Raw genomic sequence first — 13,626 nt, forward strand, 5'->3', positions numbered from 1 at the left:
CCCGTTCAACTACAAAGCGCGATCATTGGTCGCTTAGGAGATCATCCATGAAAACCCCCTCGCTGAAGACCCTCGCGCTGGTTGCGACGGCGGGCCTGACGCTCGCCGCCTGCGCCACCGCGACCCCCTATCAACCCGCCGGCTTCAACGGCCAGCGCAACGGCTATGCCGAGCAGCGGCTGGAGAGCAACCGCTTCCGCGTCAGCTTCTCGGGCAATTCCCTGACCTCGCGCGAGCAGGTCGAGATGAGCCTGTTGCTGCGCTCGGCCGAAGTGGCGGCTGAGAACGGCTACGACTGGTTCGCCACGGTGAACCGCGCCACCGAACGCGACACCCGCTTCTACACCACGCCCGACCCCTTCTATAACCGCTACTACGGCCCGGCGCGGGGTCCGTACTGGAGCCCGTCCTGGCGGTTCTATCGCAGCGGCTTCTGGAGCCCGTGGGGTCCGACCTGGGGCAACGACTTCGACATCCGTCAGGTCGACCGCTACGAGGCCAACGCCGAGATCATCCTCGGCCGCGGTCCCAAGCCCGCCGGCGATCCCAACGCCTTTGACGCCCGCGAGGTGATCCAGAACCTGGCCCCGCGCGTGACGCGTCCGTCGTAAGGATTGTCTCCTCCCCGTCGTCTCGCGATGGGGAGGGGGACCGCCCGCGCAGCGGGGGTGGAGGGGTTCCTGAGGTCTCACAACCCCTCCGTCACGGCGCAAGTGCGCCGCGCCACCTCCCCACATGTGGGGAGGTGAGCTCAACTTTGTCCTCAGCCGACGCGCGGCGTCTTCAGCCGGCGCTTGTTGGCGTGGCTGGCGGGCGCCTGGCCCATGGCTTCGGGCAGTTCGCCCTTGAAGTAGAACCGCTGCCACGCCTCCTTGGCCGCATCGGGGTCGCCGGAGGCCAGTCGGTTGTTGAAGTCGGTGCGCTGGCGGTTCCAGGCCTCGAACTGATCCCGCATCGTCGGGTTGGAATCCAGGCTGCGGATCACCGGCTGAAACTGCTCGACCTTCTTGTGCTCGATCAGGTTGATGAAGCAGAAGGGCTCGCCCTTTTCGAACTTCACCCGCCCCGGCCGCGTGAAGATCCAGTTCATGGTGAAGGGGAACGGCAGCCAGTCGGTCTCGATCAGGCCGACCAACGGCTGAATGCCGTCCTTCACATGATTGGGCGACCCCGAGCACATCATCCCCCAGCCCGGCGGCGTGCGGAACAGATACTGCGGATGCATCGTCAGCACCCCGCGCGAGAAGTGCGAGGTGACGAAGTGATCCAGCTCCGGCTGGGGCCGGTCGGGCGTGATCGTGATGTCTTCCTGACGCGGCCCGCCGGTCCACTCGGCGGCGAAGCCGAACGGGCACAGGATTTCCCACCCCGTGGTGTTGGCCATGTTCAGCGGCAGGCAGCGATAGGGATGCCGGCTGGCGAAGGCGTCCATCCAGTTGCGTGACTGGCGGCCGGGCACCAGGTCCGGCGGCCGCGCCGACATCGGATAGCACTCCAGTTCCAACGGGCGATTTTGAACGCTAGTGACCATGCAGCCTTCGTAACGCGCCGCTGATGACCGCTCAACCGATCCCCGCCCCCTTGTTCGACCGCACGGCGCTTGAAGCCTGGCTCCACGACCACGCCATTCCCTTCCAAACCACCGAACACCCGGCCGTGTTCCGCGTCGAGGAAGGGCTGGACCTCAAGGCCGCCCTGCCCGGCGCCCACACCAAGAACCTGTTCCTGAAGGACAAGACCGGTCGCCTCTGGCTGATCTCGGCGCGGCAGGACACCACCATCGACCTGAAGCGAACGCCCGCCGCCATCGGATCGGACCGCCTGTCGTTCGCAAACGAAGCCCTGATGTACGAGACCCTCGGCGTTCGTCCCGGCTCGGTCACGGCGCTCGGCCTGATCAACGACGCGGACGCCCGCGTGACCTTTGTGCTCGACCAACGCCTGTGGGAAGCCGACACTATCAACTTCCACCCGCTGACCAACACCGCCACCACCGCCCTGACCAAGGACGCCTTTAGACGCATCCTGAGGCTGCTGCGCCGGGAGCCGATCGTGGTGGACTTCACCGCTCTGACTGGGTGAGCGTCGTCGGAACGCTGTCTCAGTGGGACGCCGAAAAGCCGCCCAATGCGCCCTCCAGCTCCCGCTGCGAATAGGGCTTGGACAGAAAGACGCTGCGAGCCGGGATCAGGTCGGCGGCCGGAGTCATGGCGCCGGAGGTCAGGATGATCTCGATCGGGGGCCAGCGGTCGCGGATCGCGGCGGCCAGCAACATGCCGTTCATGCCGCCCGGCATGTCGATGTCGGTGAAGACGATGCGGATTTCGGTACGCGCCTCGAGAATGGCGACAGCCTCGATGGCGTTGTGCGCCTCGACCGCCGTGTAGCCGGCCTCTTCGACCATATCGACGGCGGTCATGCGCAGAATGGGTTCGTCCTCGACCACCAGGACCAGGGGCCGGTCGGTCGGTGTCTTCCGATCGTCCACGCTACTTCTCCAGAAGACTGTCGGCTGTCGCGGTGAAGATCACGACGAGGCCATCCGGATCGTAATGCGTTTCGACGCCGCCCGATCCCGCCAGGCCGCCGCTTATCAGCTTGGAGCCGAAGCTCTTTTTCTCGGGCGAGATCACGGTCGGCCCGCCGCGTTCGCGCCATTCGAGCCGCACCTGCTCACCGTCCAGGCGCCAACTCACCGCTACCCGGCCCGCGCCGCCGCTCCAGGCGCCGTGCTTGATGGCGTTGGTCGCCAGCTCGTGAAAAACCAGGGACACATTCTGCGCCACCCGCGCCGAGACCTTGAGCGGAGGGCCCTCCAGGTCATAGCCGGCTCGGTCGGTCAGCTTGGCCAGGGCCGCGTCGATCAGCGACTCCAGGTCGGCCGACGTCCAGTCTTGCCGATGCAGAACGTCATGGGCGCTGGCGAGCGCCTGCAGCCGTTGCTCGAACCCGCTGACCGCCGCTTTATCCGAAACCCCTCGCAGGCTCTGCTTGGCGATGGCCAGCACCACCGACAGCGTGTTCTTCAGCCGGTGCATCGTCTCGCCCATCATCAGGGCGCCGTTGCGCTCGGCCGCGATCCGGTCGGTCGTCTCCACGGCGATGTCGAGCATGCCCATGATCCGGTCGCCGTCCCGCAGAGGGTTGTAGGAAAACGTCCAGTAGGTGTCCTCGGGATAACCGTTGCGGGTCATCACCAGGTGCATGTCTTCCATGTAGACGCGCTCGCCCGCGGTCGCCTTCTCCACCAGCGGGCGGATGTCGTCCCAGACGTCGTGCCAGACCTCGTTGATCGGCTTGCCCAGCGCGTCAGGGTGTCGCTTTCCGAGGAAAGGGATATAGGCCGCGTTGTAGATGAACGTCTGCTCGGGTCCCCAGGTCGCGCAGGTGGCGAATCCCGTCCCCATCATGATGTCATAGGTGGTGCGCAGCGCATCCGACCAACCAGACCGGGGCCCCAGAGGCGTCGTGGCCCAGTCGAACTCTTCGATGATCTGAGGCATTCCCTTTGGGGCCAACTCCAAGCCTATGGCCGCCTACCACGCGCGCCGGACCCCTTCAACGCCGGGCCGCTTGTCAGCGTTGCAGCAGCAGCGGGACGCCCTACAGCTTGGTCCGCAGCGACCACAGCTCGGGGAAGCAGCGGCGGGTCAGGGTGGACGCCAGATAGCCCACGCCGTCGGTGCCGCCGGTGCCGCGGCGGCGGCCGATGATGCGCTCGACCGTCACCACATGCTTGTGCCGCCAGGTCAGCAGGGCGTCGTCGAGATCGACCAGCTTCTCCGCCAGCTGGTACAGCGCCCACCAGCGGTCAGTGTCGCGATAGACCTCCAGCCAGGCGGCCTCCACGCCGTCGGAAGGCTCATAGGGTCGGCTGACATCGCGGTTCAGCACGTCGTCCGGCACGGGCAGGCCGGCGGCCGACAGCTGATGCAGGGCATCGTCGTAAAGGCTGGGCTGATCGAGCGCCGACTTCAGGGCGGCGTGCGCCTCGGGCCGTTCCTCGTGGAAGCGCAGAAAGCTGTCGTCCTTCAGCCCCAGCAGATATTCGACCCGCCGGAACTGATCGCTCTGAAAGCCGGAGGAGGCGCCCAGCACGCTTCGGAACCGCAGGTAGTCGGCCGGCGTCATGGTGGCCAGGATGTCCCAGCTCTGGGTCATCACCGACTGGATGCGGCTGACCCGCGCCAGGCTCTTGTAGGCGGGAACCAGGTCGCCCGCGCGCACCAGCGTCTTGGCCAGGGCGATCTCGTGCAGGATCTGCTTGAGCCACAGTTCCTTGGTCTGGTGGATCACGACAAACAGCATTTCGTCGTGCTGGTCCGACAGCGGATGCTGCGCCGCCAGAAGGTCGTCCAGAGCCAGATAGCCGGCGTAGGTCATGCCCGAGGGCGAATGCGGATCGGCGCTCATGGCAAGAGGCCTAACGCGTCAGCCTAAGCCGCCGCAACCGTTTCGGCTCAGGGCTGGCCGGCGCCCAGGATGTTCTCGGCCATCTGGCGCGAGCCGCCAAAGGCATCGCGGTCGCCCTTGTAGATGAACCCGTAGGTCGGATAGACGGTGGAGCCCAGGTCGTTGGAGGGCTTGTACCAGACCTTGACCTGCGACCAGTCGTTCGTTGCCGAGACGTCCACCACCGTGACGTTCTCCTCGACCTTGCCACGGCTGCCGCCCCAGTTGGCGTGGGTCACACGAACAACGCGGTCGGTCAGGATGTCGGAGACGACGGCGACATGGCCCCGGCTCATGCGGCCCTCGGGGCGGAACACCAGAACCGAGCCGGTCTCCGGCGCCTTGCCGGTGCGGAACTTGCTCACGGCCTGGTTCCACCAGGTCCAGGCGTCGCCGAAGATGTTGATGCCCGAGAACATGCGGGCGAAGGTGACGCACTGCCAATACGGATCATCGGCCCGGGCGGCGGCGGGCGTGACGCTCACCGCGAGAAAACCGAGACTTGCCGCAACCAAGGCGGCCTTGATCCGTTTTGTCATGCTGTGCCTGCGTGAAGACGTCCCCGTAGGACCAGAGCTAACCGATAGCGCCCGAGTGTTGAAGAACTGTTTCAGTGTGTCACAACGGCGCGCCGACGGGGGTTGACGCGATTTTGGGGCGTCGGGTCATCCCCTTCAAAGCCTTGCGGGCCGGGTGTTCGACCAGGTGGTAGGACGCCGCCGCGACCACCGGCAGAAGCGCCAGAATGACCAACCACACAAAAAGTTGAAGCTGCTTGTCCGGCGCGCCCGTCGCCCGCGCGGCCAGGTTCACCGCCAGCAGCTTCCACGGCACGCAGACCATGTAGACCGAGTAGCTGATCTCCCCGAGATACACGGCCGGGCGCGAGGCAAGCCAGCCCGCGCGCTCGTTCGGCAAGGAGGCCAGCGACAGGATCAACCCGCCCGCCAGAAGCACGGTGATCCCGTCCCAAAGCTGCAGCGCCGCGCTGGTGACCAGCAGAACCAGGAAAATCCCAGCCAAGAGCCCGGCCGGTCGCGCCGGCTGGCGGCGGTAAACCAGGTACAGCGCACAGCCGAACAGGAAGGGCGGCACGATCCGCAGCGCGCCCCAGCGGATCGTCGCCTCCGTCAGCGAAAACCCGGCCAGACGTTCGAACGCGACATAAACGACGGCCAGAAAGCCGCCCGCCAGCACGACCGCGACCAGCGGGCGCTCGCGCATGCGCCAGGCGACGTAGGCGAAGGCGGGAAAGCACAGATAGGCGAACCACTCGGCCGAGATCGACCACGACGGATGGTTCCAGCCCGCCACCGGCGCCAGGCCCCAGGCGTGGACCATCAAGAGATTTGCCGGCAGCGACGACCAGCTCAGCACATTGCTGTCGACGTTCAGCCCCGCGACCAGCGCCGCCCCCGCCAGCAGCCCCACTCCGATCAGCGTCGCCAGATGCAGCGGATAGACCCGCGCGATCCGCGCCCACAGGAAGCCTCGATAGGAGAACCGCCCCTCCCCGGCCTGGGCCAGATAGACGTGGCACAGGATAAATCCGGACAGCACAAAGAACAGCTCGACGCCCAGATAGCCCTTGGCGACCAGGCCGGGCATCACGCCTCCGCCGGCCAGGTTTTCCCAGAAGGCGTAGACGGCCACCCAGGCGGCGGCGGCGAAGCGCAGGGCGGTGATCGGCCGAAGGTCGGCGGGGGTCTGGACCGGGGTCATGCCCCATCATCGCCGCCGGGGGTTCCGATTCGGTGAATCGCGGTTGTTGCGGCAGCCGTCTTCAACCGAGAGAACACCTCTCAGGGCCGTCGCCCCCCTCGCCTAAGCCAAATCCTCGAGCTCGGCTTCAGTCAGGTCGCCCGGCACGATGGTGACCGGCAGCTTGCGACTGCCCAGTTGCGCCCCGTGCTTGATGATGGCCGAGACCAGCGGCCCGGGTCCGCGCGAGCCGGACCCCGCCGCCAGCACGAGGATCTTGATCTCCGGATCGTCCGCCACCGCCTTTTTGATGGCGCCTTGGGCGTCGCCCTTTTCGATCAGGAAGACGGGCGCGGCGCCGGATCGCTCGGCCGCCTCTTCGCCCAGGCGGTTCAGCAGGGCCTCGGCCTCCTCGCGCTGCTGGCGCTCGATCTCCTCGCGCGCGCCCGACCAGTGGGCGTCGGTATTGTCCGGCAGCATCCGCAGCATGACGACCCGGCCGCCGGTCGAACGAGCCCGGCGCGCGGCGAAGCGCAAGGCCGCCGCGAACTCGGGGCTGTCGTCAGCGACGACCAGGAATTTGCGCGCCATGGCCCGGCCCTAGCCCTGTTGCGCGGCCGAGACCGCCAGGTCGCGGATGGTGGCGTTGGCGATGGTCAGCTTGGCGAAGGTCCAGCCTGAGCCTGAGCCCTCGATCTCGTCGACCGAGGCGCGCACGCCCTCGACCACGGCCTGGCGGGCGCCGATCCAGGCGTCCACCGCCGCCTCCGCCGCCTCTTCGCTGACGCCCACCGACGGATCGGGGGCGCGGGCCACGGCGCGGGTCAGGGTGCGCTGTTCGCCCATCAGGTCCTCGATCAGCCGGCGCACGGCCAGCCGGTCAAAGTGATCGGCGGACGGGATCGATCCCGCCGCCGCACGCAGCCGGTCGAAGTCGAAGGCGGCGCCCACCTGGTGATACAGACGCGCCATGCCGGCCACCGGCCAGCCGGTTTCTGCCGCCAGGTCGCCGATGTCGGACGCCGCCACCAGGGGACGCAGGATGGCGACGCCTTGGGTCAGCGCCTCGGGCGCGCCGTGGTCGGCGAAGCGACGCACCCGCTCCTCCAGCCGCGCCTGTTCGAACTGCGACAGCACCGCGGGCCCTTCGGCGTAGATGGCCCGGGCGACCGGACTGTAGGTGTCCACCAGAGCCTGAACGCCCTGCCCCGCCTTGGCGCGCCTGGCCATCCAGAAGGTCTGGCGACGCAGCACCACCGCGATCTCGTTGTACAGGGCGACCTGAGCTTCGGCCGAGATCTTGTGATCCAGGGCCGAGACCGCGTCCCAGGCCTCGTCCAGGCGGAAGATGCGGCGCGCCGCCTCGAACGCCACCGTCAGCGTGCCCGTGTCGCATTCGGCCGAGCCGCGCAGCCGGTCCGGGAAGGTCGGGCCGCACATGTTGACGATCTCGTTCGCCATCACCGTGGCGATGATCTCGCGCCGCAGGCGGTGGCTCTTCATTTCCGGCTCGAACCGCGCCAGCGCCTCGGGGAAGTAGCGGACCAGCACCTCCTCGAAGGCCGGATCCTCGGGCGCCGAAGACGCCACGATGTCGTCGGACAGCTCCAGCTTGCCATAGGCTGTCAGCACCGCGATCTCCGGCCGGCTGAGCGGGGTGGCCGTGGCCATCATCTCGCGCATGCGGGCGTCGTTGGGCAGGCCCTCGACCTTGCGATCCAGCTTTCCGCGCGCGGCCAGCGTCTGCATGAACCGCTGCTGGGCGTCCAAGGCCTTCGCGCCTTCCGCCTGTTGCAGCGTCAGCGCCAGGGTCTGGTCGTAGTTGTGGGCCAGCACCTTCAGGCCCACCTCCTCGGTCATGGAGGCCAGCAAGTCGGTGCGCTGGTCCGCCGGCAGCGTGCCGTTGGTGACCGCCGATCCGACCAGGATCTTGATGTTGACCTCGTGGTCGGAGGTGTCCACGCCCGCCGAGTTGTCGATGGCGTCGGTGTTGATGCGGCCGCCGGCGTAGCCAAAGGCGATGCGCCCGGCCTGGGTGAAGCCGAGGTTGGCCCCCTCGCCCACCACCTTGACCCGCAACTCGTCGGCGTTGATGCGCAGCGGATCGGTCGACTTGTCGCCGACCTGGGCGTCGGTTTCGGCCGCCGATTTCACATAGGTGCCGATGCCGCCGAGATACAGCAGCTCGGCCGGGGCCTTCAGGATGGCGCGGATCAGGCTGATCGGATCGAGGCTGTCCTCTGCGATGTCCAGCGCCGCCTTGATCTGGGGCGACAGCGGGATCGACTTGGCGCCGCGCGAGAACACGCCGCCGCCTTCGGAGATCAGGCTCTTGTCGTAGTCCTGCCAGGACGAGCGCGGCAGGTCGAACAGCCGCTTTCTTTCGGTCCAGCCGGTCACATGATCCGGGTTCGGATCGATAAAGATGTCGCGGTGGTCAAAGGCTGCGACCAGGCGCGTGGCCTTGGACAGAAGCGCGCCGTTGCCGAACACGTCGCCCGACATGTCGCCCACGCCGACCATGGTGAAGGGCTCAGACTGGATGTCCTTGCCCATCTCGCGGAAGTGGCGCTTGACCGCTTCCCACGCGCCGCGCGCGGTGATGCCCATGGCCTTGTGGTCGTAGCCGACCGAGCCGCCCGAGGCGAAGGCGTCGCCCAGCCAGAAACCGTAGGCGGCCGAGACGCCATTGGCGATGTCGGAGAAGGTGGCCGTGCCCTTGTCGGCCGCAACCACCAGATAGGGATCGTCCCCCTCCCAGGCGATCACGTTCGACGGGCGGACCACGCCGCCGTCCGCGCCGATGTTGTCGGTGATGTCCAAGAGGCCCGACAGGAAGGTGCGATAGGCGCGGATCGCCTCGCCTTGGATCGCCTCGCGATCGCCGGTGCGCGGAAGCTGCTTGGGATAGAAGCCGCCCTTGGAGCCGACCGGCACGATCACCGCATTCTTGACCTGCTGCGCCTTGACCAGGCCCAGCACCTCGGTGCGGAAGTCGTCGCGGCGGTCGGACCAGCGCAGGCCTCCCCGCGCCACGGGACCAAAGCGCAGGTGCACGCCCTCGACATGCGGCGCCCAGACAAAGATCTCACGATACGGCTTGGGCAGCGGCAGATCGTCCAGCTCGCGCGAGGCGATCTTGATGGAGATGTGCGGCTTGGGCGCGCCGTCGGCGTCGGTTTGATAGAAGTTGGTGCGCTTGACCGCCCCGATCAGGGCGGCGAGGCGGCGCAGCGCCCGGTCGTGATCCAGGCTCTTCACCGCCTGCAGCTGGCCGGCGATGGCAGCTTCCTGCTCGGCCACGGCGGCCTGGCGGCCGGCCGCGTCGCCCTCGCCGGCGAACTTGGCCTCCCACAGCTTCAGCAAGGCGCGCGACACGTCCGGATATTCCCGTAACGCCTCTTCCTGCACCGCCTGGGACGGGTCGAGGCCCGTCTGCTGGCGATAGCGCGCAAGCGTGCGGATCAGCGCCGCCTCGCGCCAGGACACGCCCAGCTCGACCACCAGTCGGTTGAAGCCGTCGCTTTCGGTCAGGCCGGTCCAGGCGGCGGCGAACGCCTGCTCGAACGGGCAGCGGACGGCCTCGAACACCAGCGCCTCGCCGCGCGGGTCCTCCAGCAGGAACTCGTGAACGTGGATCTCGGCGTCGCCCGCCGGCCGGATCGGATAGCCGTATTCCTCAAGCGTCTTCAGCCCCATGTCCGCCAGGATCGGCAGGACGTCCGACAGCGGCACCGCCGCCCCCGGCGATAGAGCTTGAAGCGGAACTGCAGCGGACTGTCGTCGGCATGACGGAAGGCGCGAACGGCCAGCGACGCCTCGCCCTCGCCCACCCGGGCCAGTGCTTCCAGGTCGATCGCAGCCTCGGCGGCGTCATACCGGTCGCGATAGGCGGCGCCGAAGGCGCGGGCCCAGCGCGCGCTGAGCGGCCCGACCTCCACCTCCTGCACGCCGTCGCGGCGCAGCGCCGTCTCGAACCGCTCGACCCAGCCGCGCCCCGCCTCGGTCACGTCGGCTTCGACCTGCTGCATGTCCGGCGTCGGATGGTCGCCGGGCGTCACGCCGATGATGTAGTGGACGCGCACCAGCGGCGCTTCGGACAGCTGCGGGTACCAGGCCGAGACCCGACCGCCCCAGGCCCGCGCCAGGATCTGGCCGATGCGCTGGCGCACCGCTGCGTCGAACCGCTCGCGCGGAATGAAGCACAGCACCGAGACGAAGCGGTCGAACGGGTCCGGCCGGGTGAAGATGCGGATACGCGGCCGATCGTAGAGGTGCAGCACGCCCAGCGCGATCGACAGCAGCTCGTCCTCGGTGATCTGGAACAGCTCGTCGCGGGGGTAATTGTCCAGGATGTTGCGCAGCCGCTTTTCGTTGTGGCTGCCCGGCGCCTTGTCGGCGCGTGCGAGGACGTTGGCGACCTTGCGCCGGATCAGCGGCACCTCGGCGGCGACGTGGTCATAGGCCTCGGCGGTGAACAGGCCGACAAAGCGCGTCTCGCCCGAGGCGCGGCCGTCCGGGCCGTACTTCTTGATGCCGATGTAGTCCATGTAGGCGCGGCGGTGCACACGCGAGCGCAGATTGGCCTTGGCTACCGTGACCGGTTCGGACAGGTCCATCTGGCGGCGCATCTGGCGCGTCAGCACCGCCGGCTCGTTGCCCCGCCGCAGCACGCGCCGTTCGGCGTCACGCAGCACGCCCAAACCCTCGCCCGACTGGCTCAGCGGCGCCTCGGCTTCGTAGTCGCCGTCCACCGCGCGGGGATAGTCGTAGTCGCGCGCGCCCAGGAAGACAAAGTGGTCGCTCTTGAGCCAACGCAGAAAGGCGACGTTCTCGGCGACGACCGCCGCTTCGGCGACCGGAGCGCCCGCTTCGAGCTCGGCGATGGAGCGGCGCATCAGATCCAGCATGGCGGGATGGTCGGCCACAGCCTGGTGCACGTCCGCCAGCGTCGCGGCGAGACCCTCGCCCAGGCTGTCGCGACGCTCCTGCGTCACCGGATCGAGGACCAGCAGGATCACCGACAGACGGCGATCCTCGCCCATCTCCACCACTGGGTGGAACAGGGCGCGCACCGACACGCCGGCTTCGGCCAGCTCGCCCAATACGCTGTCGACCAGGAAAGGCGCGTCCGCTTGAACGATGCGCACCAGGTCATAGCCGACGGCGCGTCCCTCCGCGCCCGTCAGCGGCCCTACCGTGATGGTCGGCGCGGCCTGCGGCGCCTGCGCCTCTGCGGCCCGCCAGCCCTCGACCAGAAGGCAGGCGAAATCCTCACTGTCGATCTGCGGCGTTTCGTCGGCGGAGTAGTCCTCGAACGCCTGGGCCAGAAAGGCGCGCACGGCCCCAGGGTTCGCGCCGCCGCCGCCGAGGCGGGAAAACGCCTGACTGACGGCGTCCAGATCAGCAGGCGCGGAGGGCTTCGAACGCAGGTCGATGGCGGACATGAAGAACGGTCTCGCAAGGCGCGGCTGGGCCGCGGAGGGCGCGGCGTACCCGGTCGTCCTGTGACGTCGGAACGCCGCCGTATTCGACTGACTAGGCCCGATCCGAAGCGGCGAAAACCCCCAAAGAGAAAACCGGGCCCGCCTTTCGGCGGACCCGGCCTGGATTATCGACGTTTAGTCGAGAAGACGACCAAAACCGGCCGTGATCATGCCTAGAAGCGGTAGTTCATGCCGAGGCGAACCGCGTGCAGACCGAACTTGCTGTTGGAGCGGATGATGTCCGTGCCCGCCGTGTTCGGAGCCAGCACGAAAGGGTTGGTGATCGGCGCCGAACCGCGCGTCACGCTGACCACATGGTCGCCCGCGTCCAGCGAGGTGTAGAGGTATTCGCCGGTCACCGACAGGTTGGGCGCGAGCGCATATTCCACGCCGCCGCCCCATTGGTAGCCGTCCGCGTCCTGGTCATCGACCGTCTCGGAGAAGCTGTTGGCGGTGTTGGAGCTGAAGAAGCGGTTCTTGACGCGAGCCCAGGCGCCGCCGCCGGTCGCATAGACCAGGGCCGGTCCGACCGCATAGCCGAGCCGCACGCGCGCCGCCGCCAGCTGCTCCAGCTCGCGGGTGAACACATAGTTGGCGGGCGTGGTGGAGAAGCCGGTCACCGAATCCTCGGCCGCGCCGGCGCTGTATTCGCCCACGCCGCCGACCACGAAGTTGCCGAACTGCCAGTCATAGCCGCCGCGCACGCCGAACTCGTAGCCGGTCTTGTCGTCCGAGCAACCGTCGGCGGCCACGGCGGTGTTGGCCGCGCCGTCGCAGAAGCCGGGGCTGAAGGCGTCGGCGCCGGTTCCGGCGAGGGTGACGGTGTCGCCGAAGTTTCCGTCCAGGTTTCGGTCGAAGCGCAGGCGCTCGTCGCCCTGATCATTGGCCTGGTTGCCGCCGATAAAGACGCCGACATAGGGGCCGGTCCAGTCGGGGGTCGTCTGCGCCATGGCGGGCGCGGCCAAGCCGGCGGTCAAAAGGGCGAGCGCGGCCGCCGTCGTGCGAGGGGTCATGGTGGTGGTCATTTGATCGATCGCCGCGAACGGCTGGAGGTTGGCGACAGCCCGTCCCGCCCGATCAACGACGACCCCCAACGGCCGTTCCCTCCTGCAGAGAGGCTGCGACAAACCGTGGCATTGAGGGCACAAACAACAAGGCCGCCGGACCGGGGGAGTCCGACGGCCTGCTTTGGCCGGCGCCGAGGGGGAGGGAGGTGGCACCGGTCGGGCGTCGCGAACAGGAGGGGATGGGCCCGCGACGATGGGCGGTAGATAGGCCCCTCGGTCGGAGCCGCAAGGGGCTGTCCGATCTATTTGCGAATCTGTCGCGCGGCAGGCGGTCGCACCGCCTGAAGGCGTCGCGCGCGAGGGCTCTGGGCCTTGCAAGGCGAAGGGGGCGAGCGCATTTCCCCGCCATGTTCATCCAGACCGAACCCACGCCCAATCCCAATGTGCTGAAGTTCCTGCCCGGCCGGGACGTTTCGCCCGCCGCCGCGCTGGAATACCGCACGGTAGACGAGGCGACGGCCTCGCCGCTGGCCGAGGCCCTGTTCGAGCTGGAGGGCGTCGGCGGCGTGTTCTTTGGCGGCGACTACGTGTCCGTGACTCGCGAAGCTCAGGGGCTCGACTGGTCCGAGATGAAGGCGCCGATCCTGGGCGTCATCATGGATCATTTCGTCTCGGGCCAGCCGCTGCTGCGCGCCGGCTGGGATCAGGCGGAGGAGACGGGCGAGGACAGCGAGGTGGTGGCCGAGATCAAGGCGCTGCTCGACAGCCGGATCCGCCCGGCCGTGGCCCAGGACGGCGGCGACATTCTGTTTGACGCCTTCAACGAGGAGACGGGCGTGCTGAGCCTGCGCATGCGCGGCGCCTGCGCCGGCTGCCCCTCGTCCTCGGCCACGCTGAAGGCCGGCGTCGAGCAGATGATGAAACACTATGTGCCCGAGGTGACGCGCGTCGAGCAGACGCTGTAGCGCGCCAGGGGACTA

Annotated in this window: 13 protein-coding genes; 3 read left to right on the forward strand and 10 right to left on the reverse strand. The window is 68.1% G+C overall.

Going from position 1 to position 13,626, the window contains the following annotated elements:
• The first annotated feature begins 47 nt into the window (after positions 1–47).
• A complete protein-coding gene (locus tag KY493_RS12850; protein WP_219896719.1) occupies positions 48–611 on the forward strand; it encodes a hypothetical protein in 564 nt (187 codons plus the stop codon).
• Positions 612–763: 152 nt separating this feature from the next.
• Here the strand turns inward: KY493_RS12850 and KY493_RS12855 are convergent, their stop codons facing one another.
• Positions 764–1,504, reverse strand: coding sequence for a DUF6065 family protein (locus tag KY493_RS12855; protein ID WP_219898563.1), 741 nt, complete (start codon positions 1,502–1,504; stop codon positions 764–766).
• 50 nt (positions 1,505–1,554) lie between these two features.
• On the opposite strand from KY493_RS12855, the gene KY493_RS12860 reads away from it, so the two are divergent.
• The gene (locus tag KY493_RS12860; RefSeq protein WP_219896720.1) at positions 1,555–2,082 is read left to right on the forward strand and encodes a prolyl-tRNA synthetase associated domain-containing protein; all 528 of its coding nucleotides are present in this window, start codon (positions 1,555–1,557) and stop codon (positions 2,080–2,082) included.
• A 19-nt stretch (positions 2,083–2,101) separates the two neighbouring features.
• On the opposite strand, the gene KY493_RS12865 is transcribed toward KY493_RS12860, so the two are convergent.
• The 9 genes from KY493_RS12865 to KY493_RS12900 all read right to left on the reverse strand — a co-directional run bounded on the left by KY493_RS12865 (position 2,102) and on the right by KY493_RS12900 (position 12,652).
• On the reverse strand, positions 2,102–2,488 hold the full coding sequence (locus KY493_RS12865) for a response regulator (RefSeq protein ID WP_219896721.1): 387 nt from the start codon (positions 2,486–2,488) through the stop codon (positions 2,102–2,104).
• 1 nt (position 2,489) lies between these two features.
• Complete coding sequence (locus KY493_RS12870; protein WP_219896722.1) at positions 2,490–3,503, reverse strand: sensor histidine kinase; 1,014 nt, start codon at positions 3,501–3,503, stop codon at positions 2,490–2,492.
• A 100-nt stretch (positions 3,504–3,603) separates the two neighbouring features.
• A complete protein-coding gene (locus tag KY493_RS12875; protein ID WP_219898565.1) occupies positions 3,604–4,383 on the reverse strand; it encodes a tryptophan 2,3-dioxygenase in 780 nt (259 codons plus the stop codon).
• A gap of 77 nt (positions 4,384–4,460) precedes the next feature.
• Entirely contained in the window at positions 4,461–4,991 is a 531-nt protein-coding gene (locus KY493_RS12880) for a CHAP domain-containing protein (protein ID WP_219896723.1), read from the reverse strand.
• A 79-nt stretch (positions 4,992–5,070) separates the two neighbouring features.
• Positions 5,071–6,174, reverse strand: coding sequence for an acyltransferase (locus KY493_RS12885; RefSeq protein ID WP_219896724.1), 1,104 nt, complete (start codon positions 6,172–6,174; stop codon positions 5,071–5,073).
• Positions 6,175–6,276: 102 nt separating this feature from the next.
• Positions 6,277–6,744, reverse strand: coding sequence for a universal stress protein (locus tag KY493_RS12890; RefSeq protein ID WP_219896725.1), 468 nt, complete (start codon positions 6,742–6,744; stop codon positions 6,277–6,279).
• 9 nt (positions 6,745–6,753) lie between these two features.
• Positions 6,754–9,888 (reverse strand): NAD-glutamate dehydrogenase domain-containing protein, encoded by a 3,135-nt coding sequence (locus KY493_RS14665; RefSeq protein WP_370627330.1) that lies wholly within the window; start codon positions 9,886–9,888, stop codon positions 6,754–6,756.
• Complete coding sequence (locus KY493_RS14670) at positions 9,843–11,600, reverse strand: hypothetical protein (protein ID WP_370627331.1); 1,758 nt, start codon at positions 11,598–11,600, stop codon at positions 9,843–9,845. The genes KY493_RS14665 and KY493_RS14670 overlap by 46 nt, the downstream gene beginning before the upstream one ends.
• A 212-nt stretch (positions 11,601–11,812) precedes the next feature.
• Positions 11,813–12,652: an outer membrane protein gene (locus KY493_RS12900; protein ID WP_219896726.1), complete on the reverse strand. Its 840-nt coding sequence runs from the start codon at positions 12,650–12,652 to the stop codon at positions 11,813–11,815.
• Between the two features lie 401 nt (positions 12,653–13,053).
• On the opposite strand from KY493_RS12900, the gene KY493_RS12905 reads away from it, so the two are divergent.
• Positions 13,054–13,611 carry a NifU family protein gene (locus KY493_RS12905; RefSeq protein WP_219896727.1) on the forward strand — a complete coding sequence of 186 codons (558 nt, stop codon included), beginning with the start codon at positions 13,054–13,056 and terminating at the stop codon, positions 13,609–13,611.
• The last annotated feature ends 15 nt before the right edge of the window (positions 13,612–13,626 follow it).

It is taken from the genome of Brevundimonas sp. PAMC22021, from assembly GCF_019443405.1.
Classification (GTDB): domain Bacteria; phylum Pseudomonadota; class Alphaproteobacteria; order Caulobacterales; family Caulobacteraceae; genus Brevundimonas.

Bases quoted from the DNA above. Each gene is read 5' to 3' on its own strand.
- KY493_RS12885 (WP_219896724.1), bottom strand. From the start codon at position 6,174: ATGACCCCGGTCCAGACCCCCGCCGACCTTCGGCCGATCACCGCCCTG.
- KY493_RS12860 (WP_219896720.1), top strand. From the start codon at position 1,555: ATGACCGCTCAACCGATCCCCGCCCCCTTGTTCGACCGCACGGCGCTT.
- KY493_RS12875 (WP_219898565.1), bottom strand. From the start codon at position 4,383: ATGACCTACGCCGGCTATCTGGCTCTGGACGACCTTCTGGCGGCGCAG.
- KY493_RS14670 (WP_370627331.1), bottom strand. From the start codon at position 11,600: ATGTCCGCCATCGACCTGCGTTCGAAGCCCTCCGCGCCTGCTGATCTG.
- KY493_RS12870 (WP_219896722.1), bottom strand. From the start codon at position 3,503: ATGCCTCAGATCATCGAAGAGTTCGACTGGGCCACGACGCCTCTGGGG.
- KY493_RS12905 (WP_219896727.1), top strand. From the start codon at position 13,054: ATGTTCATCCAGACCGAACCCACGCCCAATCCCAATGTGCTGAAGTTC.
- KY493_RS12850 (WP_219896719.1), top strand. From the start codon at position 48: ATGAAAACCCCCTCGCTGAAGACCCTCGCGCTGGTTGCGACGGCGGGC.
- KY493_RS12890 (WP_219896725.1), bottom strand. From the start codon at position 6,744: ATGGCGCGCAAATTCCTGGTCGTCGCTGACGACAGCCCCGAGTTCGCG.
- KY493_RS12880 (WP_219896723.1), bottom strand. From the start codon at position 4,991: ATGACAAAACGGATCAAGGCCGCCTTGGTTGCGGCAAGTCTCGGTTTT.
- KY493_RS12900 (WP_219896726.1), bottom strand. From the start codon at position 12,652: ATGACCCCTCGCACGACGGCGGCCGCGCTCGCCCTTTTGACCGCCGGC.